Here is a 26,531-nt window from a genome sequence, read left to right on the forward strand (position 1 = left end):
GCCGCAGATGACAGTCGCCAATCATTTCAAACTTCTGGGCCGGGACGGTGAAGCACGCACGGGCGAGCTGACCACGCCGCATGGCGTTGTTCGGACGCCGGCCTTCATGCCGGTCGGCACCGCCGGCGCGATGAAGGGCATTCACTGGCGCGATATTCGCGACACGGGTGCGGATATCGTGCTCGGCAATACCTATCACCTGATGCTCCGGCCAACTGCCGAGCGCATCGCAGCATTGGGCGGTCTGCAGAAATTTACCACCTGGAACGGCCCGATGCTCACCGACTCCGGTGGTTTCCAGGTGATGTCGCTGGCCAAGCTGCGGAAGGTAACCGAGCACGCGGTGACGTTCAGCTCTCACATTGACGGCGCAAAGATCGAGCTCTCGCCTGAGCGCGCTATCGAGGTGCAGCGGCTGCTCGGGTCGGACATTGCCATGCAGCTTGATGAATGCGTGCGGCTGCCCGCCGAGCGCGCCGATATCGAGCGCGCTATGCATCTGTCGCTTCGCTGGGCGGAGCGCTGCAAGCGTGCCTTCGATACCGCGCCCGATGGCTACATGCTGTTCGGGATCGGGCAGGGTGGCGACATTCCCGACCTGCGGCGCGAAAGTGCCCGTGCGCTGATCGACATGGGCTTTCATGGTTATGCCATTGGCGGACTTGCGGTCGGCGAGCCGCAGGAGGTCATGCTGGCGATGATCGAGGAGGTCGCGCCGATCCTGCCGCAGGACCGTCCGCGTTACCTGATGGGCGTAGGTACGCCCGATGACCTTCTGCAAGCAGTGGCGCGTGGTATCGACATGTTCGATTGCGTCATGCCGACGCGGAATGGCCGTCATGGCCACGTCTTCACCCGCCACGGCGTCATCAACCTGCGCAACGCCCGGCACGCCAATGATCCAAGGCCGCTTGACGAGCAAAGCTCCTGGCCCTCCACGCGAACTTATTCGCGTGCCTATTTGCATCATCTCGTGAAATCGGAAGAGGCGCTCGGCGCGATGCTGCTGTCCGAGGTTAACATCGCCTACTACCAGCACCTGATGCAGGGCGCCCGCGCCGCCATTGCCGCCGGCAAGTTCGATGATTTCCGCGCCAGCACACGCGAGGGGTGGGCACGGGGAGATATTGCTCCGCTCGCTTGATGTGCGGTGCAACGTTACTTCCGAAGACAGCTCATCCAGTTTGTGAACGAAGAGCTTCAGCGAATTTCAGCTGCGATGTTTCGAGTAATCGGGCGCGTTGCGATCAGATGCAGGCGAAAGGTTTTGTCGCCAGGTGCTTGGTGACGAAACCGCAGCCGCAAGTATCGCAGGTCCAGAGATAGCTTACTTCGTTGTCAGCAAGCAGGACCGAAGCTTCCGCCGCGACCAAGGTATCCGAGCAAATCACGCAAATGGGCTTATCGCTCGGACGCAATGACGTCAGGGACGAATTGGTCGACAGAATTTCAGCGATTGCTGACATCGTGACCCCCTTGGAGTTCGGAGACAGGTGGTACGATACGCGAGAAGTTTGAACATGGGGCAACACAAATACGTTCCTTTTGAGATACTTCCTGTGATCTTTTTGTTTTGCAGCGCAACGGGTTCACTGCGCTGTGATTGCCTCTTGCATGAAAGTACCGACGCATCTTAATGGCGGAAGTGTCTTTCGTTTCGCGCTGCTTTACCGTTCACGCATAGCTCCCGGAGTACCACCATGGACACACGCTCAGGCACTGATGCTGCGCACAACGCTGGCCGCGGCCGCGTCTACGACAGTATTGTTGATGCATTCGGCGATACGCCGATCGTTCGTCTGCGCAGGCTTCCGGAGCAGCACGGGGTGAAAGCGACAATTCTCGCCAAACTGGAATATTTCAATCCGGCGGCCAGCGTGAAGGATCGCATCGGTGCGGCGATGATCATCGCCATGGAGAAGGCCGGCGTGATTAATCCAGATACCGTGCTGATCGAGCCGACGTCGGGAAATACCGGTATCGCCCTTGCGTTCGTCGCAGCGTCACGCGGTTACAGGCTGAAACTGGTGATGCCCGAATCGATGTCGATCGAGCGGCGCAAGATGCTGGCCTTCCTTGGCGCCGAGATCGTCCTCACACCCGCCGCCCAGGGCATGAAGGGCGCAATCGCCACCGCTGAGGAATTGATCCGCAACACGCCCAATTCGGTGATGCCGCAGCAGTTCAAGAACCTTGCGAACCCGGAGGTGCATCGCCGCACCACGGCTGAAGAAATCTGGAACGACACCAAGGGCAACCTTGATATCTTCGTGGCAGGGGTCGGTACTGGCGGGACCATTACCGGTGTCGGGCAGGTGTTGAAACCGCGCAAGCCGTCCTTGCGAGTTGTCGCCGTCGAGCCGGAGGAAAGCCCGGTGCTGTCCGGCGGCCAGCATACACCGCATAAAATTCAGGGCATCGGCGCCGGCTTTGTGCCGGACATTCTCGACCGTTCGGTGATCGACGAGATTGTGAAGGTCAATAGCGCCACAGCCATTGAAACCTCGCACGCGCTGGCGCGGCTGGAAGGTATTCCCGGCGGCATTTCCTCCGGCGCGGCGATTGCGGCCGCGCTTGAACTCGGCAAGCGGCCGGAGAATGCCGGCAAAGTCATTCTCGCTGTCGTGCCGTCGTTCGCGGAGCGCTATCTCTCGACCGCCCTGTTTGAAGGGATCTGACCCAAGGAATTTGATGATGGCATCACCTCCACGCCGGCCCCGGACTCTGAGTGACGCGAAGACGGAAGCCGAAGCGGTCTTCAAATCGATCACCACCAAGAAGGCGGAGCCTGTTCCGCAAAAAGCAGCCATTCCCGGTGTGAAAGAACTGGTGTCGCTGCGGATCGATCAGGACGTGCTCGAACGCTTCCAGGAAGATGGGCCGGGCTGGCAGGACCGCATGAATGCGGCCCTGCGAAAAGCCGCTGGATTGGCGGACTAAGCGACACGATTGGCGCGGGCGGCCTCCTTCTGGGCCTCGAAATCCCGGCGGCGGCGCGACAGCTCTTCCGGCGCCATGCGATCGACGTTGTTGTAATCGAGTTTCCATGAGGCGTCGTCGCTCCAGCGCAGCGGCGACTGGACCGTGGTCCGCGCGGCCGGTGCACTTTCGAGCACCTTCAGCGCCAGCTCGAATGTGAAAGCCTGCGACGCAACGTCGTGAGGCTTGCCCGCCGAATTGCCCAACGGAAAATCACTGAACAGAAAGCGCGGTGCGCCGGCGTGCTCAACGATATCCTTGGCGCAGCCCATGACGACCGTCGAGATACCGTTCGCCTCCAAATGCCTCGCGATCAGAGCCGTCGTCTGGTGGCAAACCGGGCAGTTCGGCACCAGCACAGCAGCATCGACACCGTCGGCCTTGCAGCGCGCAAGGATCTCCGGCGCATCGGTCTCCACAGTCACGCGATGGCTGCGGTTGGTGGGCGCGCCGAAGAAGCGCGGTGCAATGGAGCCGATGCGGCCTTCGCGGGCAAGGCGATGCAATTGCGGCAGCGGAAACCAGGTGCCCATATCCGTCGCGGTCGTGTGGGCACGGTCGTAAGCGATGTGGGAGATGCGCAGGTCATGCTGCTGCGCGGTGTCGCCGTCGTACACCTGATAGAATTTTGCGCTGCCGTTATACGCCGCGCCCGGGCCTTGATCGCCTTTGGTGGGATCGAAGCGGGCGGCCGTGGTGATGATGGCGACGCGGGATTGCGCGAGGGGCTTCTTCAGCGGCTGGAATGGGGCGTCGATGTTATGCGCCCAGCGATAGGGCGTGTCGTAGCCGATGGCCAGATAGTAGTTGCGCGTCCGCTGCATGTAGGGGATCGGGACATCGTAATCCGCCACATTAACCTCATGCGCAGGTCCGTCCGTCATCGCGTCTCTCCCGGGAATTTACCGCTTCACAGCTAACAGATGCCCTTCACCCCGGCCATATTCAATGGATAATGGCAGAGCTGATCTGCGTCGCGGGAGGAAAGCTGAGGGCATGACACAAAAGAAGCAAAACGGACGCGTTGAGGGGGGCGGCAGCAAGCCCGCTAAGAAAGCAACGACTCCGAAAAGAAAGCGTTCAACCGACCCCACACGTGATGCGCCGTTCCGTGTCGATATCGCGAATGATGGCGATCTCGCCTCCGTCCGTAACGATCTCAGCGAGGATGAGATCAAGGAGCAGGCGGACAGGTTGAAGACGAAGTAAACAGAGCGCGAAAGAAAGTGCACATCGTAATCGTCACCGTCATATAAGGTGGATGCGTAAGCATTCATGACTCATTGCTCGTTATATTTTGATCGAGCTTACTCAGGCTTACCCCTTCAATCATCTTGTCAATGTCTGGTATCTGACTTAGCGTTGGTTCGAGGTTCGCCGGAATTTTCAAGACGCTCCCTTCGTGCAGTGCGGTTTTCCGCAGAAAGAAGGTGATCATGCGGCAACTCGCTACCTCTGCATTGTAACGTCTACATCATCTCAACATTCGATGTTTCGCTTTTGGCGCGAACGATGCGTTTGTGCGTTCCGCACGCGCAAGCCGTTGCTCTGTCACGCCCATACCGTTGCATATCCGTCGAACGGAGAGCCATCGCACCGCACCAGGCTTTGCGACACCGATTTGATACACAGCAGTGAGGAGTGCGTCATGACCAGCAAGTATCCGTCGGAATCAACCTCCCACAACAACGCGCCGCTAAGCGGTGGGTTGAAACGCCGCGATCTGTTGCTGAGCGGCGGCTCGCTTGCGGCAATATCGGCTCTGTCAGCCGCCGGGCTGACAGGCTCGGCGCAAGCGCAGCAGCCACCAAGACCGCCGCAGCCAATCCCTGCACAGCCGGCACAAGCGCAGGCGCCGCAAACGGCACCGGCTTCGTCCGGGAGGCGGCCGAACATCCTCGTCATCATGGGGGACGATGTCGGCTGGTTCAATGTCGGCGCCTACCATCGCGGGATCATGTCGGGAAAGACACCGAACCTCGACAAATTGGCGTCTGAAGGCATGATGTTCACTGACTACTACGCCGAGGCAAGCTGCACAGCAGGCCGCGCGAATTTCATCACCGGCGAGTTACCGATCCGTACCGGGTTGACGACCGTGGGTCAGGCCGGTGCCGACGTCGGCATCCCGGCACAGGCGGCGACACTCGCTACTGGCCTGAAGACACTCGGCTACGCCACCGGACAGTTTGGAAAAAACCACCTCGGTGACCTGAACAAATATCTGCCAACCTTGCACGGCTTCGATGAGTTCTTCGGATACCTGTACCACCTCGACGCGATGTCGGATCCGTACTGGTACTCGTTCCCCATCGATGAAAAGTTTTACAACGAACATGGCCCGCGCAGCCTGATCCACAGCTATGCGACCGAGACGGACGATCCGACCGAAATGCCGCGTTGGGGCAGAATAGGCAAGCAGAGGATCGTCGATGAAGGGCCCTTGCCGCCGTTCCCGGACATGTCGAACGTGCCAAACATGCACGACTTGCCGTTCGTGAAGGCAAAGTACGACATGACAACCTTCGACGAGGTATTGGTCAAGTCGTCCACCGACTTCATGAACAGAGCCAAGAGAGACAACAAGCCGTTCTTCGTCTGGCACAACACCACGCGCATGCACGTCTGGACGTTTCTCTCGAAGAAATACAGCGCGATGCAGAACAACGAGACAAACTATGGTCTCGAGGAAGCCGGAATGACGCAGATGGATGATGCCATCGGCGCGCTGATGAAGCATCTCGACGATATCGGAGAAGCCAACAACACCATCGTCATCTTCACGACGGACAACGGCGCGGAAGTCTTCACATGGCCGGATGGTGGCATGACGCCGTTCAAGAACACCAAGGGCACCGTCGGGGAAGGCGGCTTCCGCGTCCCGTGCATCATCCGATGGCCAGGCCAAATCAAGCCTGGCACCGTCGAAAACGGCCTCATGTCCGGCCTTGATTGGTTCCCCACCCTGATGGCCGCAGCGGGCAACCCGAACATCACCGAGCAGTTGTTGGGCGGTGTGCAACTCGGCGCGCGCACCTATAAAAACCACCTCGATGGCTACAACCAGACGGATCTTCTCACCGGCAAGGGCCCATCGAAGCGCCGTGAATTGTTTTATTTCGGAGGCCCACATCTGGGCGCGGTTCGTCTCGACAACATGAAGTTCACGTTCTTCCAGCAACCGTACGGCTGGCCCGGCGAAAAAGTCACCACGGATATGCCTGTCCTGACCAATCTCCGTCAGGATCCGTTCGAGAGGTTGTCGAGCCTGCGTGGCGAAACGCTGAACACCGGATCCCCCGGATACATGAATGACTTCTTCGCCCGTGAGTTCTGGCGCTTCGTCCTGGTGCAGCAGATTGTCGGGAAACTAGCATTGACGGCGGTCGATTACCCGCCGATGCAGGACCCGGCATCGTTCAACCTCGACGCGGTCAAGAAGAAGATCGATGAGATGATCAAGCACCGCGAAGGGCAGTAACTATTCGCAACCTCGAGGCCGTGAGACAATCGCGGCGGCGAGCAAGTCTTCACGCCATTCGTGAACCGATGGTCTTGCCTTTATGGTAGCTACCTCAAGGTGCCCATGTTCCTCATGGGCACCTTCTCGAACGCGACACATTTCATGACTACTTCTCGCTGAAGAGCAGGAGTGATCATGGCGAATAGAGCACTGGTGGTGGGCGCAAGCGGAATTGTCGGCAGTGCGACCGCGAGCGTCCTTAGCGAGAACAACTGGGAGGTCTGGGGGCTTGCCCGCAAACCGGTCGTGCAATCCGGCGTGTTGCCTGTTGCTGCCGATCTGCTTAATCCCGCTTCTCTTGCGAAGGCGCTGGCCGGCCTCGCACCGTCGCATGTCTTCTTCTCCAGCTGGCTGCGGCAGGCAACGGAAGCAGAGAACATCCGCGTCAACGCCGCCATGGTGCGCAATCTGATCGATGCGCTGCGGCCCGCGATATCCATTCGCCATGTCGCGCTCGTCACCGGCCTCAAGCACTATCTCGGGCCGTTCGAAGCCTATGGCAAAGGCGCACTACCGCAGACGCCGTTCCGGGAAGAGCAGGGCCGTCTCGACATCGACAATTTCTACTACGCACAGGAAGACGAGGTGTTCGCCGCGGCCAAGCGCGACGGCTTCACCTGGAGCGTTCATCGCCCGCATACCATTATCGGCGAAGCTGTCGGCAACGCCATGAATATGGGCACCACGCTTGCCGTCTATGCCTCGATCTGCAAGGCAACGGGCCGCCCATTCCGCTTTCCAGGCTCCGAGACGCAGTGGAATAGCCTTACCGACATGACGGACGCCAAGCTGCTTGCGCGACATCTGCTTTGGGCGGCGACCACGCCCGCCGCCGCCAATCAGGACTTCAATGTGGTCAACGGCGACATCTTTCGTTGGAGCTGGATGTGGGGCCGCATCGCAGGCTGGTTCGGCATCGAGGCCGAGCCGTTCGACGGTGTGGTTCGTCCGCTCGAACAGCAGATGGCCAACGACGCTACCGTCTGGCGCGACATTGCCGAGCGTCACAAGCTCGCCGAGCCGGACATCGACCAGTTGATTTCACCATGGCACACCGACGCCGACCTCGGCCGTCCTATTGAAGTGGTGACGGACATGTCGAAAAGCCGGAAGCTCGGATTTACGGTCTATCAGCCGACGGATGATGCTTTCTTCGCGCTATTCGAGCAACTGCGACGGGAGCGGCTGATTCCGTGAAGACATCCGATCGGTAATGGCTCCTTTGCGACGTATTCCGGTTACAGCCGTAGCCATCTTTTCCCCGGAGTGAAACCAGCGTGTAGGAGGGCTCATCTCTCATCTTGGCGTTCACGCACCCAGGATGAGATGATGACAAAGACTCCGATCGAGGCGCTCCTGCACCACGTGCAGACAAGACCACAAAGCACGGCATTTGTTTTTCACGAGGAAGCGTGGAGCTATGAACGGATCGCCTCTGAATCCGCTCGCCTCGCACGCGCATTGACCGCGCAAGGCGTGGGAGCGGGTGATCGCGTCGCCCTGCACATGATGAACCGACCTGAGATGATCGTCGCCTATTATGCCTGTTTTCAGCTCGGTGCCATCGCCGCTCCATTGCGAACAGCATTCACAACGGCCGAACTTTCTGGTCTTTTGCAGCGATTAACTCCAACGGTCTATCTCGGCGAACTCAGCCTCTATTACAGCGTTGCGGCGATTGATGCCGCGATCTTACCGCGCGACAAACGCTTCGTGATCGGGGCAGGGGGCGATAGCGTCGACCCACAGTCATGGGAGATGCTTTTCGATGGACAGGAATCTAACCAACCGTCCGTTGGGTCTGATGTTCACCGGCCCGCGGTCGTCATCAATACATCTGGGACAACCACCGGTCAGCCCAAATTCGTCGCGCATTCGGCCGCGACCTTGGGAGAAACGGCTGAACTGATCGCTCTTAATTGGGGCTTGTCGGCCAAGGACCTTGTCGTTCAACCGTTGCCGCTGGCGCATATGGGCGGCCTCGGTACCTTTCTCTCCTATATCAATGTTGGCGCGCCTTTCGTCCTGGTCGAGAGTTTCGACGCCGATGTCGTGCTCGATGCCTTTCAACGCTATGGCTGCACGTTCTATATCGGCTTTCCGTACCAGTATGCGGCGATGCTTGGACGCCAGCGCGCTCACCCGCGTAATCTCTCGTCGCTACGGCTTTGTCTTACGGCGGGAGATGTATGTCCCATCGAACTCCAGCAACAAGTGTCTTGGACGTTTAAGGCGCCACTCTACAACGTTTGGGCCGCATCAGAAGTTGTAGGATCTGTGGCGTATGGATTGAAGTTGGGGCCGGTTTCGCGCGTCATTAACACGACGCAGATTCGGTTAGTTGACGAGATCGGCATGGAGGTACCAAATGGAGAAGTCGGAGAACTGCTGATCCGCGGCGCGAACGTGTTCTGTGGTTACTGGAATGATATGCCATCCACAGAGGAAAGCCTCACATCCGGTTGGTATCATACGGGAGACCTGATGCGGCTTGGCGCGGATGGTGAGCTCTGGTTCGTCTCTCGAAAGAAAGACATCATCATCCGAGGGGGGACGAACATCTCGCCGATCGAGGTGGAAGAGGCGCTCGTCACTTCGCATTCCGCTGTCAAGGAAGCGGCCGTTGTAGGTGTGCCGGATGCCGCCCTGGGCCAACGTATCTTTGGTTTTGTCACGGTGACGGAGCATGTCGGAGAAAGCGGTGTTTCCGAAATTCTCGACAACGTTGCCGAGCGATTGGCTGCTTACAAAATCCCTGAAGATCTCAAAGTGTTGGATAAGCTGCCTCTCACGCCATTGGGTAAAGTCGATCGAAAAAGGCTGTTAAAAGTCGCTTCTGATCTTCACGAGGCAGGCGAGTTTGAGACGAGAGAGACCTCGCCCTCCCATTCAGGCAGTACTGCGGCACTGCTGCCGTCGCTTGAAGCCGATGTTTTCAAACGGCCAGTTGCGATGACGCCGCAGAGCGGTCACTAGAGTTCTTCTGTACGTCCTTGGGCGCCTCTTTGGATGAATGGATGGATTACGGATTTTGGTCCGTAATCTTACAATGCTTTGCGTCTTGAGAAGCCGTGATGAATGAGCGCTCTGCCGCCGGAACTACAACTGTAACAGTCTCTCCCAGGCTTGAAATAGCCCTGTAGTGCCGCCGGTCTCGAATGAAGAGCTCGTTCATGCGGACAGGAGAAGACGATGAAGCGGACTCCAATGAAGGCTTTAATGCACCAGGTTGGCACTCGGCCTCAAAGCACGGCATTTATTTTTGATGACACCGTGTGGACTTACGAGCGGCTCGCATCCGAATCCGCGCGTCTGGCGCGCGCGTTGGCAGCGCGTGGCGTGAGAGCGGGTGATCGCGTCGCCCTGCACATGATGAACCGGCCCGAGATGATCGTCGCCTATTATGCCTGCTTCCAATTGCGCGCGATCGCGGCACCATTGCGAACGGCATTCAAGGCCGCCGAGCTTGCGGGTTTACTGCAACGCCTGGGGGTTGCGCTCTACCTTGGCGAGATGAATCTCTATCACAATGTTGAATCGATCGATGCCGCGATTCTTCCGCAAGACCGACGCTTCGTCCTCGATGCGGTGCGCGATGGCGTAGATGTCCAGCCCTGGGAGCTTCTGTTCGACGGGGCCGACAGCGAACCATCGTTCGCGTCATCCGAAGTGCAATACCCGGCAGTCCTCATCAACACATCCGGGACTTCCGGCCAACCCAAATTCGTCATGCATTCGGCGGACACGTTGGGAGAGAGCGTCAAGTTGATGGCGGAGGCTTGGGACGTATCGGGCAACGACGTCGCGGTTGTCGCGCTATCTCTGGCGCACTTGAGCGGGCTCATTACCTCTCTCGCCTGGCTCGATATCGGCGCACCGTTCGTTCTGCTCGAGAGTTTTGACGCCGAAGCGGTCCTCGACGCCGTACAGCGCCATCGTCGTACCGTCTATCTCGGCTTCCCTGTCCAGTACGCCGCGTTGCTCGATCTCCAGCGCGCCCAACCGCGAGATCTTTCGTCGTTGCGATACTGCCTCACTGCCGCGGATGTTTGTCCGGTCGAACTTCAGGAGCAGGTGAGCGCGACGTTCAATGCCCCCCTCCGCAATCTATGGGCTTCAACGGAAGTTGTCGGATCACTGACTTACGGGCTAAAATCGGGGCCGGTGGCGCGCATCGTGAAAGGCGCGGAGATTCGACTGATTGACGGATCTGGCGCAGACGTCCCGCACGGCGACGTCGGCGAACTGTTGGTTCGCGGACCAAACGTTTTCATGGGTTATTGGGGCGATACGCAAGCGACAGAGCAAGTACTCGAAGGCGGTTGGTATCATACTGGCGATCTCATGCAGCGGGGCGAGGGTGATGAGCTTTGGTTTGTGGCGCGGAAGAAAGATATCATTATCCGTGGTGGCACCAACATCTCGCCGATCGAAGTGGAGGAGGCGCTCGTTGCCTGCCATCCTGCGCTGAAAGAAGCATTAGTCGTCGGCGTACCGGACTCCGTACTCGGTCAGCGGATCTTTGGCTTCATCACGGTTACGGAGGATGCCGGGGAGACGGTTGTCTCCGAAATTCTCGAAAAAGTCGCCGAACGATTAGCCGCTTACAAGGTCCCCGAAGATCTCAAGGTCCTGGAAAAGCTTCCTCTCACGGTGCTGGGTAAAGTCGACCGCAAGAGGCTGTTAAAGGTCGCTTCTGATCTCTACGAGTCAGGCCAGCTTTGGACGAGGGATATATCGTCCTCCCATTCAAAGGGGACTCCAGCTTTGGGGCGCCGCGCGAAGTCGGTAGCTGTTTTCAAACGGCCAGTTGCGACAACGACGCTGAACGGTCACTAGATTTTTTGTACGTCCTTGAGCGCCTCCTTGCATGAATGGATGGATTACGGATTTTGGTCCGTAGTCCTGCAATGTTTTGCGTCTTGGAATGAGAGGCCGTGATGAGCTTCAACGACATAAACAGTGCACGCGCCCCGCTTTTGTCCTCCGTGTGTCGCCGGACCTACAACTGTAACAGTCTCTCCCAGGCTTGAAATGGCCCTGTAGTGCCACCGGTCTCGAATGAGGGGGTCGTTCATGCTGACAGGAGGAGACGATGAAGCGGACTCCAATGAAGGCTTTGATGCACCAGGTTGGCACTCGACCTCAAAGCACGGCATTTATTTTTGATGACACCGTTTGGACTTACGAGCGGCTTGCAACCGAAGCCGCGCGTCTGGCGCGCGCGTTGGCAGCGCGTGGCGTGAGAGCGGGTGATCGCGTCGCGTTGCATATGATCAACAGGGCTGAGATGATCATCGCCTTTTATGCCTGTTTCCAATTGCGCGCGATCGCTGCACCATTGCATACTACATTCAAGGCCGCGGAGCTTGCCTCCCTGCTCCAGCGCCTGGATCCCGCAATCTATCTCGGCGAGATTAACCTCTATCCCAACGTTGACCCGATCGATGACGCTATCCTTCCGCAAGGCAGGCGCTTTGTGCTCGATGCGACGCGCGACGGCGTAGATGTCCAGCCCTGGGAGCTTCTGTTCGACGGGGCTGACCACGAGCCGCCGTTCGCGTCATCCGAAGTGCAATACCCGGCAGTTCTCATCAACACATCCGGAACTTCTGGCCAGCCTAAATTCGTCATGCATTCAGCGAACGCGCTGGGAGAGAGCGTGGGCTCGTTGGCTGAATATTGGAACGTGTCGCATAACGACCTGGTCATGGCCTCAACACCTATGACGCACATCAGCGGTCTCTTCACCATTCTAACCTGGATTGATCTCGGTGTACCCTTCGTTTTGTTCAATAGCATCGACGCCGAAGCGATGCTTGACGCCATAGAGCGCTATCGTTGTACGCTCTTTGCCAGCTTTCCCTATCAGTACGCAACGCTGCTTGATTGCCAGTGCGCCCAGCCACGAGATCTTTCGTCGTTGCGATATTGTCTCACAGGCGCCGACGCATGTCCTATCGAACTTCAGGAACAAGTAAGTTCGACGTTCAAGGTACCGCTTTACAACATCTGGGGTGCAACGGAAGTTGTCGGATCACTGACTTACGGCTTGAAGCCAGGGCCGGTGACGCGCATCGCGAAAGGTGCGGAAATCCGATTGGTCGACGAGTCCGGCGCGGAAGTGCCGCATGGCGAAGTCGGCGAACTGTTGCTTCGCGGACCGCATCTTTTTATGGGCTATTGGAACGATCTGCAGGCTACAGAACAAGCCCTCGAAGGCGGCTGGTACCATACCGGCGACCTCATGAAGCGGGGCGACGGTGATGAGATCTGGTTTGTCGCCCGGAAGAGAGACCTCATCATTCGCGGCGGCATCAACGTCTCGCCGATCGAAGTGGAGGAGGCGCTTGTTGCCTGCCATCCTGCGGTGGAGGAGGCATTAGTCGTCGGCGTGCCGTCCCCCGCGCTCGGCCAGAGGATCTTTGGCTTTGTCACGCTCACCAAGAATGCTGGACAGGGTATTGTTCCTGAGATCCTCGAAAACGTTTCTGCGCGATTGGCCGCTTACAAGGTCCCTGAAGATCTTAAGATCCTGGATAAGCTGCCTCTTACTCCGCTTGGTAAGATCGACCGCAAGGGTTTGCAAAAGACGGCTACTGAGCTCTACCCGACAGATCAGTTTCGGACGAAAGATAAGTCGTCCTACCCTTCAAAAGGCACTGCAGAGTTGCGCCGCCGCCAAAACCCGATAGGTGCCTCAAGCGGCCATCTGGGATGACGCTACAAAGCGAAGATTAGCGAGCAGGGGTTCGTGCCGATCAGCCTGCTTCGGTGCAGCGCAAAATAACTCATTCGCTTGGCTTCCAGCGGAGCCGGAAGACTATCTTCCGGCCCCTCTAACCGTGTCCGACCGATGGCTTTATGAAGGTGCTGGTCGCGGCCGAAGACGACCGAATCCTGGGCTTTAGCATGATCGGCTCCGAGGCTGGTGAAGTGATGGCAGCGATCCAGACCGCCATGCTGGCCGAATTTCCATATACCAGGCTGCGAGATGCGGTGATCTCCCACCTCACCATCGCGGAAGGTTTGGGTCCGCTGCTCGGGAACGTGCCGCCGCGATCTGCGTCATAATCATGCACCACGAGCATCGCTAAGCTTGGGCGGCCGCAGCAACGATCGGCCGCTCGGGCCGTGGCTTGATGTGCCGCGAACTTCGAAACGCCAACCCCTGTAGCAAGGAGAGACAGATGAGCGACAGTCGGATCAAGGAACACATGGAAGTAATCGGAGCAGATGGCGTTCACGTCGGGACTGTCGACCGTGTCGAGAAGGACAGGATCAAGCTCACGAAGGCGGACAGCGGCGAGGGAAGTCACAAGGGCCATCATCACTACATCGATCTCGGATTGGTCGCGGATGTCGAAGGGCAGAAAGTACGCTTGTCGGCAAATGCCGCCGTCGCGGTCACTTTCGAAGATGAGGCGTCGGGCAAGCCCGTCTGATTCACTCCACAATGATGACCGGCCGTCCGTCGAGACGGCCGGAGTTCTTCAAGCGCTGTGCATTCCCATGAGCGGCACACCTCGTAGTTGCTGACATGGAACGCGAGCGATCCGGCAGCAGCTCTGACCCAAAGCTCACAAATGGGTGCGTTGAGCGACGCGGCTCAAGGGCCTAGCATTCCCGCAAATGTGAAGGGAGATTTATCACTATCCAGCCGGGAGGACGTCATGCGTGCATCGCTACTCGCATTCACTCTCACAGCCGTCGTGACGCTCGGGCCTTGTCACCCCGTTCTTGCTCAGGACAATTCGGACCAGAAACTGGGAAAGGTCCATTTCGAGACTTCATGCAATGAGACCGCACAGCGGCGGTTCGATCGTGCCATGCGGTACCAGCATTCATTCTGGTACAGCGCGTCGAAGGAAATTTTCGAGGAAACACTCAAAGCCGATCCGGAGTGCGCCATCGCTCAATGGGGCATTGCACTCGCGTTGCTCTATAATCCGCACACACCAGTTCCCGCGCCTAATCTTCCGCTCGGGCTTGCCGCCATCGAGACGGCAAAGGCGATCGGCGCCAAGACGCAGCGCGAGAATGACTATATCGATGCTCTTACGGTGATGTATCGCGACTACGACAAGCTTCCGCATCAGGCGCGCGTTCAGGCCTATCTGCAGAAGATGTCAGATCTCGCCGCCCATTATCCGGACGACGACGAGGCCCAGATCTTCTATGCGATCACGCTCAATGTCTCAGCACCTGCTGCAGACAAGACCTACGCAAACCAGTTGAAAGGCGCGGCGATCCTTGAGCCGATCTTTCAGCGCCAGCCGCAGCATCCGGGCGTCGCTCACTATTTGATCCACCTGTATGACTATCCGCCAATCGCGGCCAGAGGGCTGCCGGCGGCACTTCGCTATTCGAAGGTGGCGCCGAACGCACCACATGCCCAGCACATGCCGTCGCATATCTTCACGCGCGTCGGATACTGGAAAGAGTCGATCGCGGCGAACGCGGCGTCGGTCGACGCGGCGAAATCCAACAATGAGATTGGCGATCAGCTGCATGGCCAGGACTATATGGTCTATGCCTATCTGCAGCTTGGCCAGGACAAGGAGGCACGCGGCGTCATCGATGAAATCGAGAGCGCGCAATTCGGCCCTGATGCCTTTGCGGCTGCATACGCGCGCGCCGCATCACCAGCACGCTATGCGATGGAACGTGAAGAGTGGAAGGAAGCCGCGAACCTCACGGTCCGGTCGAGCAAATTTCCGCATGTTATGGCGGTAACTTACTTTGCCCGTGCCATTGGTGCGGCGCGCTCCGGTGACGCCGATGCCGCGAACGTCGATGCGGACAAGCTTGCTGCACTTCGTGACAATTTACGCGAAGCAAAGAACGACTACTGGGCCAGTCAGGTCGACGTTCAGGAACAGGAGGCCCGTGCATGGATTCTCCACGCTGAAGGGAAATACGATGACGCCTTGAAAGCGATGAGCCTGGCGGCCGATGCAGAGGATAAAACCGAAAAATCGCCGGTCACGCCAGGGCCCCTGATGCCGGCGCGCGAGCTTTATGCTGTCATGCTGCTCGATCGCGGCATGACGACCGAGGCACTCGCTGCGTTCGAAGCGACGCTGTCGAAGGAGCCGAACCGCTACCATGCGTTTATCGGTGCGGCAAAGGCAGCGCAGGCCACAGGTGATAACGCGAAAGCAAAGGCGATCTACGAGAAGCTAGTGGACACAGCAGGCGCCATGTCTGAAAGGCCGACGCTTGCGGAAGCCAAGGCGTTTGTGGCGAAGAATTAGCGGCTTTCTCACAGGCGGTGCGTGATGAAGAAAACCATCGCGATGGCTGCGATCTGCGGCCTGTTGATCGGAGGCGTTGCTGGGGCGCTCAGCCATCTGGCATGGCCGCTGCTGTCGAAACGTAGCCAGGCGGGCGTCATCTCGGAACGTCCTATCTGGACGGAAGTGGAGTGGCCATTTGCGATGGATGAGTGGGGTAAGGGCAAGGCTTTTCGCTGTGCAGCCGCCCAATGCGGCGCGGACGTCAATCTCTATGTTCGTGCCAAGATCGGCTTCTGCAATTGTACGACAGGCGTCGCGGATGATGACGAGCTTCATCGCCTGAGCGATTTCCGATTAATGGGAGATAAGCCGTCAGCGCTTGGGCCTGGTCGTGAGATCAGCGTGCGTTGGATGAAGGGCCGCAGCCGTGCTTATCTCACCGGTGATCGTTCGCATAGCACAGCACTGGCGATCGCCTTTAATGACCGCTGCGACGCTGTCGTCGCAACTGTTGTGACGGCTCGGGATCGCCCGGACCTCGTAGAACCAAGTGCGATCGCCTTCCTCAATAGCGACAAGATTATTCACTGGGCGACCGACACACTTGGGCTATGAGCAACAGGGTGACTGCAAGGACAGTCTCAAAAATGCTTTCTGCTCAGAGATAACAAACTAGTTTTCGGACATTTCCCGCCGGCTTTCGAGCCATTCTTCCTCTTCAGCAAGAGAGCGCCACGCATCCGCCATACGGCGATATCGATTTTGCTGTGGCTCATCCAGCGCAGTGCTGGCAAGGCGCAGGCTGTCTTCAGCGTATTGACGATATTGTTCGGACCTCTTCATCGCGTGTCAGTCCTGCGGTTATTAGTCAATGACCGTGCTGCTGGTTTCAAGTGTAACAATGCCAACGATCAACAAAGCCGATGAATACTGGCCGTTGACGGGTCTGTTTTTCTTCCACTTCATTCATGGTAATTCCCCGATGGATGACACGAAAACGCCGCGGTTACAGACGAGGTTCCGCGAACTTTTTGTGACATTGCATTTGGGGGATGAGCGAATGCGTAAGAAACATCTTGAGGTCTATCGGGCGGCACTAAAGATTGCGGGTTCGGGCAAAGTGCAGGACTGGAAGGGGATCCAGGAAAAGCTTGTCGACGGCGGATATCCCCGCGCTCCCGAATTTCTCGACAGCCAGAAGATACGCGCCATTCTCGACATGCGCTGCGACGAAGTTCGCAAAAGCGGGGGCTAGTTCAGACATCTCAGCTCAAGCCGCTTTTCCGGATACCAGAATCGACAACGCCGAATTTTTCAAGCGTTCGATATCCCGCTCGCCCGCGGCTGCAACAGAAAGAATGTGTTCTGCCATTTCAAGTGCGGACACAGATGAAGTATTGAGAAAGCGTGGGTGCGTGAGCACTTGATCGAGCGCGCGCCGCAATGTTGCGAGAGTTGCGGCATCATAGGCGACCTTGACGTCCGTCATATTGATCTCCGTGCGGCATTCCAGATTTCAAACGCAAGCAGAGTCCAATTCGAAGAAGCAAAAATGGCCGCATAACGCGGCCAAGTTGTGCGAGTACCTATGCTGATGGCTGGATGACCATCACGCCTCGCACATTAAATGCGATGTCTGACGAATTTATTACATTTAAATTGATTTAATGTGGTTTAATTACGAGGCGAGAATCCACGCGTTTTGCGGCTTTTCGATTCGTGTGGAACGAAAGCTGTTTCGCTGTTTCATCCGATGAAGAAGATCATGCTGCAGTTGCTCATGCACTGAGCACGCAATTGTCCAAGGCGAAGGCAAATCAGCCAAAACATCCTCAGCGAAAATTCAATCACGCAAACGTCATGTGTCGCGCGTGCAATGACTGATGAACATCGACATTCATCTCTTGAACGTTTTGACAGACCAGAGAAGTATCGCGCGCCGGTATACGAACTCACACGAGAGATAAATTATGACTGATCAGATAAGGCGGCGAGATTTTCTGGGCGTTGCCGCCGCTGCTGGCGCAGCAGTTGCGTTGCAAGGTGGATCGATTGGCTCCGCGGCCGCCGCAACAGAGGCCGCGACCGATATCACATCGGCATCCGCAACCGATCTCGCTGCCCGCATTCGTTCCAAACAGGTCAGTTCAAAAGCTGTGGTGGAGGCGTATCTCAACCGTATTGCAGCGGTGAACCCGAAGTTGAATGCCGTTGTACAACTGACAGCCGACGCCGCACGGAAGGAAGCTGACGAAGCCGATGCAGCTTTGGCGCGAGGTGAGCTAAAGGGACCACTTCACGGTGTTCCAGTTACGATTAAGGATACACTCGAGACGACTGGTGTCATTTGCACAGGTGGGACGAAGGGGCGAGCCCACTACGTTCCTAAAGCTGATGCGACTGCTGTTGCGCGACTGCGTGCGGCGGGAGCCATCATGCTCGGGAAGACCAACGTCCCGGAATTGGCTGGCGCCGTTGAAACCGACAATCTCGTATATGGACGCACCAACAATCCCTACGATCTGACGCGAACACCTGGTGGCAGCAGCGGCGGAGAATCCGCGATCATTGCTGCGGGCGGTTCTCCTCTCGGTCTCGGCACCGACGCGGGCGGCAGCATCCGAATCCCAGCCCATTTCTGCGGTTTGGCAGCGATCAAGCCGACGTCGGGTCGTGTCCCGCGCACGGGCCAATTTCCAATGCCGTTGGGCGCCCGCAACGCGGTCTTTCACGTGAGCCTGATTGCACGCAAGGTGGAAGACCTTGCACTTGCGTTGCCGATCATCTCGGGACCGGATTTCCGTGACCATTCGATCGTTGGTATGCCGCTCATTGATCCGAAGACCATCAAACTGCAGGATCTCAAGATCGCCTATTTCACCGATGACGGCGTGGCTACGCCGACGAAGGAGATCATTGCCGCGGTGCAGAACTCGGCAAAGGCCTTTGCAGATGCCGGGGTCAAGGTCGAGGAGAGCAGGCCGCCCGACGCTGGGAATGCCGGAAAGGTCTATCACGATATGAGCCGTGGCGATGGCGGTGCGGGGACCCGTGCTTTTCTGAAAAGCATCGGTTCGGACGAGATCTCACCTCTGTTCGAAAAAGCATTGACGTATTCAGTCGCTCCGGCGATGGCAAATACAACCGATGCCCTCGCGGCATTCGTGAGATGGGATCTGTTTCGCAATTCGATGCTACGCTACATGGAAAACTACGATGCGATCCTGTCGGCCGTTGCGCCGTATCCCGCATTGCATCATGGCACCAGTTTTGACGACGAGAACCGCCGCGGATTTGGCTATGCCCAGGCGCACAATCTGACCGGTTGGCCGACGGCAACGGTCAGGGTCGGCACATCCCCTGAGGGGTTGCCGCTCGGCGTGCAGGTTGCGGCGCGCCCATGGCGTGAAGACGTTGCGCTGGCCCTCGTGCAGCATCTCGAGAAAACGTTCGGTGGCTGGAAAATGCCCACGGCTGTTTAAGGCATCCTTCGCATACTGAGTTGAAAGCCCGGCATTTGCCGGGCTTTTTGCTTGAGATTACGCTTTCGCCTGATCATCATCCTGATGATGGGCGAGGTGACTGATTGCCCTGATCCAAGGAACACTGGCTGTTCTCATGGCCCATAAGTCCGTGCTAGCCTCGAAGTCCTTCGACTGGCTTAGCTTGCTGCGTCCGTTGGATAAGGACCATCTCCCGATTGATGTTGGGGACGCAAAGTGAATTCGATCAGGTTACCGACCTGGGTTCGTTTCGCGCTGGTCGTCGGCGTCATTTTGATTGCCGCCGGTGCAGGGCTTGTGGGTTACCGCTGGTATACCCGTCCGACGACGCTGAGTATCGCGGTCGGCTCGCTTGACGGCGAGGCGGGCAGGGTGATGACGGCGATTGCCAGCCGCCTCACATCAATGTCTGCGCCGGTTCGTCTGCGCGTCGTTGAAGTGCCAAGTTCGCTTGCTGCTGCGGATGCCTTCTCATCCAACAAGGTCGATCTGGCGGTTGTGCGCGGCGATGTGGGGAATCTGTCGCAAGCTCAGGCTGTTGCGGTCGTGGCGAAAGCCGTTGTCCTGCTTGTTGCGCCGCCTGGATCGTCGGCGACTTCGATTGGGGGATTGAAACGCAAGACCGTCGGCGTGGTGGCCGGTGAGATGAATCAGCGCGTCGTTGACGTCCTGAAGACAGAATACGACCTCGGCAACACAATCACCTTCAAAAACCTTGCTCCGGCGGACACACGCCGTGCGCTGGAAACGAAAGAGGTCAATGCGATCTTGATCGTTATTCCGTTGACCGAAAAATACCTCACGCTCGTACGTGGTCTCTTTCCCCAAAACGCAAAGACGCCTCCGGTTCTGATCCCGATCGAGTCTGCCGGGGCAATCGCGGAAACGCAACATGCCTATGAGAGCTTTGATGTGCCGAAGGGTACGCTGCGTGGCGCGCCTCCCGTTCCCGATGACGACCTGACGACGCTGCGAACGACATTTTATCTTGTGGCCCACAAGAAGCTCGACGCCGACATGATTGCGAACTTCACGCAATCACTGATGAGCGCCAAACGCGATCTGATGGGCGAACTTCCGATCCTCGCGCAAGTGGCTGCGGCCGATACGGACCCCGGCGCGTATCTTCCGATCCATCCTGGCGCGGCGGAGTACTACAACGGCACCCAACAAAGCTTCATGGATAAATGGAGCAACGCCATCTATCTGACACCGATGGTGCTTGGTGCGCTTGCCTCGATAGCTGCCGCGGCCTGGAAGTTTCTTGGAGTCGCGAAACGTCAAGCTGACGTACCCGCACTCGATGCGCTGTATGCGTTGGGGCGCAGAATTCGCAAGGCCGAGAATGAAGCCGAACTCCAAGACATCGAGAACGATATCGACGACATCTTGGGCACCCAGCGGGCGAAAGCCGATGCCAGCGATTCCGATCCGACGGAAGTCGCAACGCTCAATGTCACGGCGCACCGGCTGCAAAACTTGATCCATGATCGCCGAGCCATTCTCCGCGCACGGCTGGCGCGCGGCGCGGCGGCGAGCTGAGCCGCAAACAGGCGAAGGTCTGGAAACCTTCGCCCGAGCTGCGCAAGCATTAAAGCTGCGTGATGCCGCCGTCGACAATCAATTCCGATCCCGTCATGAAGGATGCGTCGTCGCTTGCCAGGAACACGGCCGCCTTTGCGACCTCCGCTGCCTCACCGAAGCGGTGCAGCGGGACTTGGGCTTCAATCGCTGAAGCTGCTTCGTCAAGCTGTTGATCGGAGAGGCCCAGCTTGCCATGAAATGGCGTGCTGACCGGGCCTGGGCTGACGGCATTGACGCGAATGCCGCGCGGCGCGAGTTCGGCGCCGAGCGAGCGCGCCAATGATCGCACAGCGGCTTTTGATGCGGAAAGAATCGAGAGGCCCGGTGTGCCGACTTCATTCAAAAATGACGTTGTCAGCACGATGCTGCCACCTTGTGACATCAGCGGAGCCGCTTTCTGAACGGTGAAGAACACACCTTTGAAATTGACATCGAACTGCTCGTCGATCTGCTCCTCCGTGACGGCGTCTAACGGCGACGCAATGCCCATCCCGGCGTTCGCAAACAACACATCGATGCGTCCGAATTGCTCGCGGATTTTCGCGACAATACCATCAATGTCAGCGGGCTTTCTCACATCGCCGCTCAACACGGTGACGTTGCTGCCGAGGTCATGCAGAACGGATTGAAGGCGGGCAGGGTCCCGGCCGACCACCACGACGTGTGCTCCTTCGTCCCGAAACAACCTGGCCGCTTCGCGTCCGATGCCGGAAGTGCCACCGGTGATGACGGCGATTTTATTGGACAGTTTCATGGTCTTTCTCCTGATCCGAGAGTTTTCTTGGGTTCGTGAACCGGAGCGCGCGATCCGTGAACACGACCATGTTCGTTGACCTTCAAAGTCACAACAGAGATGATCTGTGCGGTTGGAATAGAAAAACTTGTCCGAAAATTCATGAGAGCCCCCAATCACTTAAATGCGCTTCGGGCGTTCGAAGCGGCAGCCCGCCATCTCAGCTATGTCGCGGCGGCTGACGAGCTCAACGTGACGCCCGCCGCTGTCGGTCAGCTCGTTCGCGGCCTTGAGGAGATTGTCGGCGTGCAATTGTTTCATCGCTCGCAGGCCGGTCCGGCGCGGCTTGTATTGACCGATGAGGCTCGCGCAGTCCTGCCGGATCTTCAGGCGGGATTCGACCGGCTGACAGTTGCGTTCGAGCGGCTGAAAGCCTCGCACCAACAAGTGGCGCTCAATCTGACCGTGCCACCTGCCTTCGCTGACAAATGGCTACTGCCGCGTGTCGAGCGGTTCACAGCAGGTCATCCTGAATATGATCTGCGCATTGATACAAGCGGCAGGCTGGTGGATTTTACGGCAGAGAGAATGGATGTCGGCATCCGTTACGGCAATGGACGCTGGGCTGGACTCGAGGCCACCTTCCTGTTGCGCGATGCATTCTTCCCGGTGTGTAGTCCTTCTCTGCTCGAAGGCACGCATCCATTACGCGGCGCGGAAGACCTGCGGCATCATACACTCCTTCATGATCGCTCGATGGCCTTTGAAAGCACATTTCCGACATGGCGGTCGTGGCTGGCAGCGGCGGGATTTCCGCTCATCGATTGCGAGCGCGGATTGCAGATCAACGACTCTGCCGCGGCATATCAAGCCGCCATCAATGGCGGCGGCGTTGCGCTTGGCCGGACAACACTCGTTGCAAACGATTTAGCGGCGGGCCGTCTTGTTCGTCCGTTCGGTGACGCATTGGACTATGAATTCGGATATTTCCTCATCCATCGCCCCAAGGCAGACAGCGACCCCGCGATCTCGGCATTCAAGGCCTGGATCTGCGCCGAAGCGCAATCGGCATCAACAACGGATCGCTAACGCGGAACATAGCGGGGTGGCACTAGGCGGAAAAGTTCCACGTTAGTGGAACTCCCGGGTCTTGTTCCCGTTATTGCTTTATGAAAGCCAAGGAAATTCAAGAAGTTGTTTCCGAAGATGGAAAAACCGTCGAGCCGCCACCGCCGGAACTGGTCGAGCCGGAATTATCCCCTGAAGAAGCTGAGGAGTTGCGCAAGCAGTATCTGCTGAAGCGCTTCTGGATCAGTGCGCGCGGCTTCTGGGGCGTGAAAGGCGGCAAATTCGCCTGGGTGGCCACGGGCGGATTGCTGCTACTAGTCCTGCTCGCGGTTGGCTTCCAGTACAGTATCAACGTCTGGAATCGCGCGATCTTCGACAACTTCCAGAAGAAGGATTCCGCGGCCGTCATGTGGCTGGCGGCGGTTTTCTTTCCGCTGGCCATAGGCAGCGTCATCGTCGGGGTGCTGCAGGTCTTCACCCGCATGCGCATCCAGCGTCTGTGGCGGCAGTGGCTGACCAACGCGGTGATCACGCGCTGGCTGACCAACGGCCGCTATTATCAGCTCAATCTCGTCCAGGGTGACCATACCAATCCCGAGTATCGCATTGCCGAGGACCTGCGCGTCGCAACCGATGCCCCGGTGGACTTCGTTACCGGCGTTGTCTCAGCATTTCTGTCGGCGACGACGTTTATCGTGGTGCTGTGGACCATCGGCGGTGCGCTGACGCTGTCGTTCGGCGGTACATCCGTAACCATTCCCGGCTTCCTGGTGGTTGCTGCCGTGATCTATGCCGCCATCGCCAGCACCTCGATGATGATCATCGGCAGGCATTTCGTCGCCATCTCTGAGAGCAAGAACCAGGCTGAAGCGGAATTTCGCTACACGCTGACCCGCGTCCGCGAAAACGGCGAAAGCATCGCGTTGCTCGGTGGGGAGGACGAGGAACGTGCGGGCATCGATGGTTCGTTCGGCAATGTCCTCAAGCAATGGGCGCTGCTGTGCGGGCAATACATGCGCACCACGGTCGTCTCGCAGGGATCGAGTATCATCGCGCCAGTCATTCCGATCCTGCTATGTTCACCGAAATTTCTCGACGGCAGCATGTCGCTCGGCGAGGTGATGCAGGCCGCATCCGCTTTCACCATCGTGCAGCAGGCGTTCGGCTGGCTGGTGGACAATTATCCACGCCTCGCGGAATGGAACGCCGGCGCGCGTCGCATCGCGTCGCTGATGATGTCGCTGGACGGGTTGGAGCGAGCCGAAAGCGGAGAGGGGCACAACCGCATCGACCGCGGCGAGACCGAGGGCGAAGCGATGATGCAGCTCAATGATCTTTCTGTGGCGTTGAACGACGGTACAGCCGTTGTCGGCGAAACCGAGGTAACGATTGCACCAGGTGAGCGCGTGCTGGTCTCCGGCAAATCCGGCAGCGGCAAGAGCACGCTTGTGCGGGCGATCGCCGGCCTGTGGCCTTGGGGAAACGGCAAGGTACTGTTTCACCCCGACCGCCGCCTGTTCATGCTGCCGCAGAAGTCCTACGTGCCGTCTGGCACCTTGCGCCGCGCCACGGCATATCCGGGCGCCGCCGACGATTGGACCGAAGAGCAGATCGGCGAGGCGCTGGACAAGGTTGGTCTGGGACATCTCAAGGAACGAATCGAGGAGGAGGCACCGTGGGACCAGACGCTGTCCGGCGGGGAGAAGCAGCGCCTGGCTTTCGCGCGCCTGCTGTTGCACCGGCCCGATATCGTCGTGCTGGACGAGGCGACATCGGCGCTCGACGAGGCGAGCCAGGACAAGATGATGAAGCTGGTCAATGACGATCTCAAGGACGCGACCGTCTTGAGCGTCGCGCACCGCCCGGAACTCGAGGCCTTTCATAGCCGCAAGATCACCCTGGAGCGGCGTAAAGGCGGTGCAAAACTCGTCAGCGATATCGAATTGATCCCGCGCAAGGGCCGGCGCAAGCTGCTCGGGCGCTGGCTGCGCCGCCAAAGCCCATCACCATCGAAGAAGCAGCGGAAAGCATCGTGAGTTCACGCTGGGGCGAGCAGTCAAATCAGGTCCCGTCTTGGACTTGTTGAATGGCAACGAGCAGAAACTCACCCATCTTCTGACGGATCAATTCCTCGGAGATACCATTGTCGGCGAGGTCGTGGGAGAGCTTTTGCAAAACTTCTTCCGCCCCAGGGGCAGCAACCTCTGCCGCAACGAGATCCTTCGCATAAGAGACTGCCACCTCGCCGCGAAGTCCTAATCGCTCGGCGGCCCACATACCAAGCAGTCTGTTGCAGCGGGCCGTCGCCTTGAATTTCAGTTCTTCATCGACCACGAATTTCTTTTCAAAGGCATGCTCACGTTCATCGAAGGTGGTCATAGGAGGTCCTCATAGGCGGATGCATTCTCCGGCCGGCGGTGGACGGCAATCGTCAAGAACACCGCTGTTATAAAGTTGACGGTGGAGTGGCGTTTTTCAAGGCGGGGATCCAAAAATCGCGAACGGATGGCGACGGCGCGGCACCAGGGTGCGGCGACGTTCGCCCGTCCAAATGACCCGGAAAATGAATTCGCTGGCGTGCAGCAAAAGGCGCGCGCGTGGAATGGTGCGCGCAATCGTGATTGCGTCAGTGGCCTCTCTGCCAGAAAAGTTGATACAAGGTGATGACGACTTCAAATGAGATCAACAGAACGATAATCACTTCAAGCCGCAACGAGCGGCGAGTATCTATGAAGTCAGCCAGCGTGTTCGCTGTCTTTGCGACGATCTCAAGTTTTCGATTGAGCGTGTCGAGACGCTCTTTGAGTTCGTACTCGTCCTCAAGGCGGGCATACAACCGCTCCAGGTCCGGCCGCTCCCAAAGCACGTCCGGCTTCTCTGCGACTGCAACGCGTCCCGAAACACGATTTTGAACAAGCAGGGAGTTACCGATCAGCCGGAGGATCGCTCTGCGATCACGTCGGGTCCTGCCTTGTGCAGCGAGCTCATGCGCAAATGGTTCGATGACTTCAAACACTTTCGCGACGTCGCGTTCATCGTGGGCTAGCGTTACGCTTTTTGAGAGGACATCGGCAATCAGAAGAAAGCGGTCGAGCGACATTCTCGCCAACTGAATGGGACCGCCGATCGGGATCTTGTCCTCTTTTTCAGGGGACAATTCCACCACAGCAAATTCATCTTCGTGGGGCGTAAACTTTCCCACAATGCGAGGCGTGAGGCGCTCCAACAGAGCGGTATCTTCTGCAGGAGAAAGGCCCATGGTGACGACGACGCCATATCGGAACAGCACGACAACCCCGTCCGGGCTCTCCCGAACAGTCAGTGGGGCAGGCGAGAGCACCTCTCCATCATATCCGGCCGTGTTGATGCGATCGCCGACATGGAATGCGCGAACCACGCAGCGCTGCGTCGTAAAGGAGAAAGCCTCTTTCATCGGTGAGCACGCCTCCGGCGGCGGATGACGTACATCATCGCAACCAGAGGGCGGCCGCGCAATGGGTTCCAGGCGTCAAATGGGTCGTCTGTTTTTGCGGAAAGCAACTCAGTGGAGCATGTTATTCAGCTCTGCCCTATAGACTTCCTCACCTTGATCGTCTTTTACCCGCACGGAGAATCCTTCTTGCACGAGTTCAGGTTCAGCCATCGAGAGCTCTGCCGCGAGTTTATCCGCGAATTCGGTCGCGGCGACCGCGTCCTCGAATTCATGATCAGCGGCTTCAGTGACGACGTCGGTCCCAATCAGGTCAAAGTGGAAGATCATCAGGCATCTCCATAAATTAAAACCCCGCCAGCCTTTGAGAAACTGACGGGGCTTTTGAGCTTTTATCCTTGGCTGGATTTCTCCTTCCTTAGCTAATCGCTCCATCGGAGAAACGTGCGCTTACGCGATTGGTTGCGCGGTC

Annotated in this window: 26 protein-coding genes; 18 read left to right on the forward strand and 8 right to left on the reverse strand. The window is 58.1% G+C overall.

Going from position 1 to position 26,531, the window contains the following annotated elements; all coding sequences use genetic code 11:
- The first annotated feature begins 7 nt into the window (after nucleotides 1–7).
- Nucleotides 8–1,144: a tRNA guanosine(34) transglycosylase Tgt gene (gene tgt / locus ACZ5C3_RS15260; protein WP_464030960.1), complete on the forward strand. Its 1,137-nt coding sequence runs from the start codon at nucleotides 8–10 to the stop codon at nucleotides 1,142–1,144.
- A 103-nt stretch (nucleotides 1,145–1,247) separates the two neighbouring features.
- Here tgt and ACZ5C3_RS15265 read toward each other — a convergent pair whose 3' ends face one another.
- Entirely contained in the window at nucleotides 1,248–1,466 is a 219-nt protein-coding gene (locus tag ACZ5C3_RS15265) for a hypothetical protein (protein ID WP_464030961.1), read from the reverse strand.
- A gap of 234 nt (nucleotides 1,467–1,700) precedes the next feature.
- Here ACZ5C3_RS15265 and cysK point away from each other — a divergent pair, with 234 nt between their 5' ends.
- Nucleotides 1,701–2,678: a cysteine synthase A gene (cysK, locus tag ACZ5C3_RS15270; protein WP_464030963.1), complete on the forward strand. Its 978-nt coding sequence runs from the start codon at nucleotides 1,701–1,703 to the stop codon at nucleotides 2,676–2,678.
- A 16-nt stretch (nucleotides 2,679–2,694) separates the two neighbouring features.
- On the forward strand, nucleotides 2,695–2,940 hold the full coding sequence (locus ACZ5C3_RS15275) for a BrnA antitoxin family protein (protein WP_464030965.1): 246 nt from the start codon (nucleotides 2,695–2,697) through the stop codon (nucleotides 2,938–2,940).
- Here ACZ5C3_RS15275 and ACZ5C3_RS15280 read toward each other — a convergent pair.
- Entirely contained in the window at nucleotides 2,937–3,863 is a 927-nt protein-coding gene (locus ACZ5C3_RS15280; protein ID WP_464030966.1) for a glycine/sarcosine/betaine reductase selenoprotein B family protein, read from the reverse strand. The two genes, ACZ5C3_RS15275 and ACZ5C3_RS15280, sit on opposite strands and share 4 nt — an antisense overlap.
- Nucleotides 3,864–3,975: 112 nt before the next feature.
- Here ACZ5C3_RS15280 and ACZ5C3_RS15285 point away from each other — a divergent pair, with 112 nt between their 5' ends.
- The 10 genes from ACZ5C3_RS15285 (at nucleotide 3,976) to ACZ5C3_RS15330 (ending at nucleotide 16,356) form a co-directional block, all read left to right on the forward strand.
- On the forward strand, nucleotides 3,976–4,188 hold the full coding sequence (locus ACZ5C3_RS15285; protein WP_464044134.1) for a hypothetical protein: 213 nt from the start codon (nucleotides 3,976–3,978) through the stop codon (nucleotides 4,186–4,188).
- Between the two features lie 439 nt (nucleotides 4,189–4,627).
- The gene (locus ACZ5C3_RS15290) at nucleotides 4,628–6,460 is read left to right on the forward strand and encodes an arylsulfatase (RefSeq protein WP_464030968.1); all 1,833 of its coding nucleotides are present in this window, start codon (nucleotides 4,628–4,630) and stop codon (nucleotides 6,458–6,460) included.
- A 177-nt stretch (nucleotides 6,461–6,637) separates the two neighbouring features.
- Complete coding sequence (locus ACZ5C3_RS15295; protein ID WP_464030970.1) at nucleotides 6,638–7,699, forward strand: SDR family oxidoreductase; 1,062 nt, start codon at nucleotides 6,638–6,640, stop codon at nucleotides 7,697–7,699.
- Between the two features lie 132 nt (nucleotides 7,700–7,831).
- A complete protein-coding gene (locus tag ACZ5C3_RS15300) occupies nucleotides 7,832–9,478 on the forward strand; it encodes a class I adenylate-forming enzyme family protein (RefSeq protein WP_464030971.1) in 1,647 nt (548 codons plus the stop codon).
- Between the two features lie 216 nt (nucleotides 9,479–9,694).
- The gene (locus ACZ5C3_RS15305; protein WP_464044135.1) at nucleotides 9,695–11,341 is read left to right on the forward strand and encodes a class I adenylate-forming enzyme family protein; all 1,647 of its coding nucleotides are present in this window, start codon (nucleotides 9,695–9,697) and stop codon (nucleotides 11,339–11,341) included.
- A gap of 256 nt (nucleotides 11,342–11,597) precedes the next feature.
- Nucleotides 11,598–13,223: a class I adenylate-forming enzyme family protein gene (locus ACZ5C3_RS15310; RefSeq protein ID WP_464030975.1), complete on the forward strand. Its 1,626-nt coding sequence runs from the start codon at nucleotides 11,598–11,600 to the stop codon at nucleotides 13,221–13,223.
- Between the two features lie 143 nt (nucleotides 13,224–13,366).
- A complete protein-coding gene (locus ACZ5C3_RS15315) occupies nucleotides 13,367–13,576 on the forward strand; it encodes a hypothetical protein (RefSeq protein ID WP_464030976.1) in 210 nt (69 codons plus the stop codon).
- Nucleotides 13,577–13,692: 116 nt separating this feature from the next.
- A complete protein-coding gene (locus ACZ5C3_RS15320; protein WP_464030977.1) occupies nucleotides 13,693–13,947 on the forward strand; it encodes a DUF2171 domain-containing protein in 255 nt (84 codons plus the stop codon).
- A gap of 228 nt (nucleotides 13,948–14,175) precedes the next feature.
- A complete protein-coding gene (locus ACZ5C3_RS15325) occupies nucleotides 14,176–15,759 on the forward strand; it encodes a tetratricopeptide repeat protein (protein WP_464030978.1) in 1,584 nt (527 codons plus the stop codon).
- A gap of 24 nt (nucleotides 15,760–15,783) precedes the next feature.
- Nucleotides 15,784–16,356, forward strand: a complete 573-nt coding sequence (locus ACZ5C3_RS15330; protein WP_464030980.1) for a hypothetical protein — start codon at nucleotides 15,784–15,786, stop codon at nucleotides 16,354–16,356.
- Between the two features lie 57 nt (nucleotides 16,357–16,413).
- On the opposite strand, the gene ACZ5C3_RS15335 is transcribed toward ACZ5C3_RS15330, so the two are convergent.
- Nucleotides 16,414–16,584, reverse strand: a complete 171-nt coding sequence (locus ACZ5C3_RS15335) for a hypothetical protein (RefSeq protein ID WP_464030982.1) — start codon at nucleotides 16,582–16,584, stop codon at nucleotides 16,414–16,416.
- Between the two features lie 28 nt (nucleotides 16,585–16,612).
- On the opposite strand from ACZ5C3_RS15335, the gene ACZ5C3_RS15340 reads away from it, so the two are divergent.
- Nucleotides 16,613–16,996 (forward strand): hypothetical protein, encoded by a 384-nt coding sequence (locus ACZ5C3_RS15340; protein WP_464030984.1) that lies wholly within the window; start codon nucleotides 16,613–16,615, stop codon nucleotides 16,994–16,996.
- A gap of 15 nt (nucleotides 16,997–17,011) precedes the next feature.
- On the opposite strand, the gene ACZ5C3_RS15345 is transcribed toward ACZ5C3_RS15340, so the two are convergent.
- The gene (locus tag ACZ5C3_RS15345) at nucleotides 17,012–17,230 is read right to left on the reverse strand and encodes a hypothetical protein (protein WP_464030985.1); all 219 of its coding nucleotides are present in this window, start codon (nucleotides 17,228–17,230) and stop codon (nucleotides 17,012–17,014) included.
- Nucleotides 17,231–17,711: 481 nt separating this feature from the next.
- Here ACZ5C3_RS15345 and ACZ5C3_RS15350 point away from each other — a divergent pair, with 481 nt between their 5' ends.
- Complete coding sequence (locus ACZ5C3_RS15350) at nucleotides 17,712–19,223, forward strand: amidase (protein ID WP_464030987.1); 1,512 nt, start codon at nucleotides 17,712–17,714, stop codon at nucleotides 19,221–19,223.
- Between the two features lie 237 nt (nucleotides 19,224–19,460).
- Nucleotides 19,461–20,786 carry a TAXI family TRAP transporter solute-binding subunit gene (locus ACZ5C3_RS15355; RefSeq protein WP_464030989.1) on the forward strand — a complete coding sequence of 442 codons (1,326 nt, stop codon included), beginning with the start codon at nucleotides 19,461–19,463 and terminating at the stop codon, nucleotides 20,784–20,786.
- Nucleotides 20,787–20,835: 49 nt separating this feature from the next.
- Here ACZ5C3_RS15355 and ACZ5C3_RS15360 read toward each other — a convergent pair whose 3' ends face one another.
- Nucleotides 20,836–21,582, reverse strand: a complete 747-nt coding sequence (locus ACZ5C3_RS15360; RefSeq protein WP_464030991.1) for an SDR family oxidoreductase — start codon at nucleotides 21,580–21,582, stop codon at nucleotides 20,836–20,838.
- A gap of 141 nt (nucleotides 21,583–21,723) precedes the next feature.
- Between ACZ5C3_RS15360 and gcvA the strand changes: the two genes are divergently transcribed.
- Together gcvA and ACZ5C3_RS15370 are read left to right on the forward strand one after the other, a co-directional pair.
- Entirely contained in the window at nucleotides 21,724–22,650 is a 927-nt protein-coding gene (gcvA, locus tag ACZ5C3_RS15365) for a transcriptional regulator GcvA (RefSeq protein ID WP_464030992.1), read from the forward strand.
- 80 nt (nucleotides 22,651–22,730) lie between these two features.
- Entirely contained in the window at nucleotides 22,731–24,665 is a 1,935-nt protein-coding gene (locus tag ACZ5C3_RS15370; protein WP_464044136.1) for an ABC transporter ATP-binding protein/permease, read from the forward strand.
- A 25-nt stretch (nucleotides 24,666–24,690) separates the two neighbouring features.
- Here ACZ5C3_RS15370 and ACZ5C3_RS15375 read toward each other — a convergent pair whose 3' ends face one another.
- The 3 genes from ACZ5C3_RS15375 to ACZ5C3_RS15385 form a co-directional block, all read right to left on the reverse strand.
- A complete protein-coding gene (locus ACZ5C3_RS15375; protein ID WP_464030993.1) occupies nucleotides 24,691–25,008 on the reverse strand; it encodes a DUF1476 domain-containing protein in 318 nt (105 codons plus the stop codon).
- A gap of 247 nt (nucleotides 25,009–25,255) precedes the next feature.
- Nucleotides 25,256–26,062 carry an RMD1 family protein gene (locus tag ACZ5C3_RS15380; protein ID WP_464030995.1) on the reverse strand — a complete coding sequence of 269 codons (807 nt, stop codon included), beginning with the start codon at nucleotides 26,060–26,062 and terminating at the stop codon, nucleotides 25,256–25,258.
- A 108-nt stretch (nucleotides 26,063–26,170) separates the two neighbouring features.
- Nucleotides 26,171–26,389 carry a DUF6894 family protein gene (locus ACZ5C3_RS15385; RefSeq protein ID WP_464030996.1) on the reverse strand — a complete coding sequence of 73 codons (219 nt, stop codon included), beginning with the start codon at nucleotides 26,387–26,389 and terminating at the stop codon, nucleotides 26,171–26,173.
- Nucleotides 26,390–26,531 lie beyond the last annotated feature (142 nt).

It is taken from the genome of Afipia dichlorophenoxyacetatis, assembly GCF_055386385.1.

Coding starts and splice junctions, on each gene's coding strand:
- ACZ5C3_RS15310 (WP_464030975.1), top strand. CDS start 11,598: ATGAAGCGGACTCCAATGAAGGCTTTGATGCACCAGGTTGGCACTCGA.
- ACZ5C3_RS15290 (WP_464030968.1), top strand. CDS start 4,628: ATGACCAGCAAGTATCCGTCGGAATCAACCTCCCACAACAACGCGCCG.
- tgt (WP_464030960.1), top strand. CDS start 8: ATGACAGTCGCCAATCATTTCAAACTTCTGGGCCGGGACGGTGAAGCA.
- ACZ5C3_RS15335 (WP_464030982.1), bottom strand. CDS start 16,584: ATGAAGAGGTCCGAACAATATCGTCAATACGCTGAAGACAGCCTGCGC.
- ACZ5C3_RS15265 (WP_464030961.1), bottom strand. CDS start 1,466: ATGTCAGCAATCGCTGAAATTCTGTCGACCAATTCGTCCCTGACGTCA.
- ACZ5C3_RS15350 (WP_464030987.1), top strand. CDS start 17,712: ATGACTGATCAGATAAGGCGGCGAGATTTTCTGGGCGTTGCCGCCGCT.
- ACZ5C3_RS15345 (WP_464030985.1), bottom strand. CDS start 17,230: ATGACGGACGTCAAGGTCGCCTATGATGCCGCAACTCTCGCAACATTG.
- ACZ5C3_RS15340 (WP_464030984.1), top strand. CDS start 16,613: ATGACCGTGCTGCTGGTTTCAAGTGTAACAATGCCAACGATCAACAAA.
- ACZ5C3_RS15315 (WP_464030976.1), top strand. CDS start 13,367: ATGAAGGTGCTGGTCGCGGCCGAAGACGACCGAATCCTGGGCTTTAGC.
- ACZ5C3_RS15325 (WP_464030978.1), top strand. CDS start 14,176: ATGCGTGCATCGCTACTCGCATTCACTCTCACAGCCGTCGTGACGCTC.
- ACZ5C3_RS15320 (WP_464030977.1), top strand. CDS start 13,693: ATGAGCGACAGTCGGATCAAGGAACACATGGAAGTAATCGGAGCAGAT.
- ACZ5C3_RS15285 (WP_464044134.1), top strand. CDS start 3,976: ATGACACAAAAGAAGCAAAACGGACGCGTTGAGGGGGGCGGCAGCAAG.
- ACZ5C3_RS15280 (WP_464030966.1), bottom strand. CDS start 3,863: ATGACGGACGGACCTGCGCATGAGGTTAATGTGGCGGATTACGATGTC.
- ACZ5C3_RS15360 (WP_464030991.1), bottom strand. CDS start 21,582: ATGAAACTGTCCAATAAAATCGCCGTCATCACCGGTGGCACTTCCGGC.
- ACZ5C3_RS15295 (WP_464030970.1), top strand. CDS start 6,638: ATGGCGAATAGAGCACTGGTGGTGGGCGCAAGCGGAATTGTCGGCAGT.
- ACZ5C3_RS15300 (WP_464030971.1), top strand. CDS start 7,832: ATGACAAAGACTCCGATCGAGGCGCTCCTGCACCACGTGCAGACAAGA.
- ACZ5C3_RS15375 (WP_464030993.1), bottom strand. CDS start 25,008: ATGACCACCTTCGATGAACGTGAGCATGCCTTTGAAAAGAAATTCGTG.
- ACZ5C3_RS15380 (WP_464030995.1), bottom strand. CDS start 26,062: ATGAAAGAGGCTTTCTCCTTTACGACGCAGCGCTGCGTGGTTCGCGCA.
- ACZ5C3_RS15305 (WP_464044135.1), top strand. CDS start 9,695: ATGAAGCGGACTCCAATGAAGGCTTTAATGCACCAGGTTGGCACTCGG.
- ACZ5C3_RS15385 (WP_464030996.1), bottom strand. CDS start 26,389: ATGATCTTCCACTTTGACCTGATTGGGACCGACGTCGTCACTGAAGCC.
- ACZ5C3_RS15370 (WP_464044136.1), top strand. CDS start 22,731: ATGAAAGCCAAGGAAATTCAAGAAGTTGTTTCCGAAGATGGAAAAACC.
- ACZ5C3_RS15330 (WP_464030980.1), top strand. CDS start 15,784: ATGAAGAAAACCATCGCGATGGCTGCGATCTGCGGCCTGTTGATCGGA.
- gcvA (WP_464030992.1), top strand. CDS start 21,724: ATGAGAGCCCCCAATCACTTAAATGCGCTTCGGGCGTTCGAAGCGGCA.
- ACZ5C3_RS15275 (WP_464030965.1), top strand. CDS start 2,695: ATGGCATCACCTCCACGCCGGCCCCGGACTCTGAGTGACGCGAAGACG.
- cysK (WP_464030963.1), top strand. CDS start 1,701: ATGGACACACGCTCAGGCACTGATGCTGCGCACAACGCTGGCCGCGGC.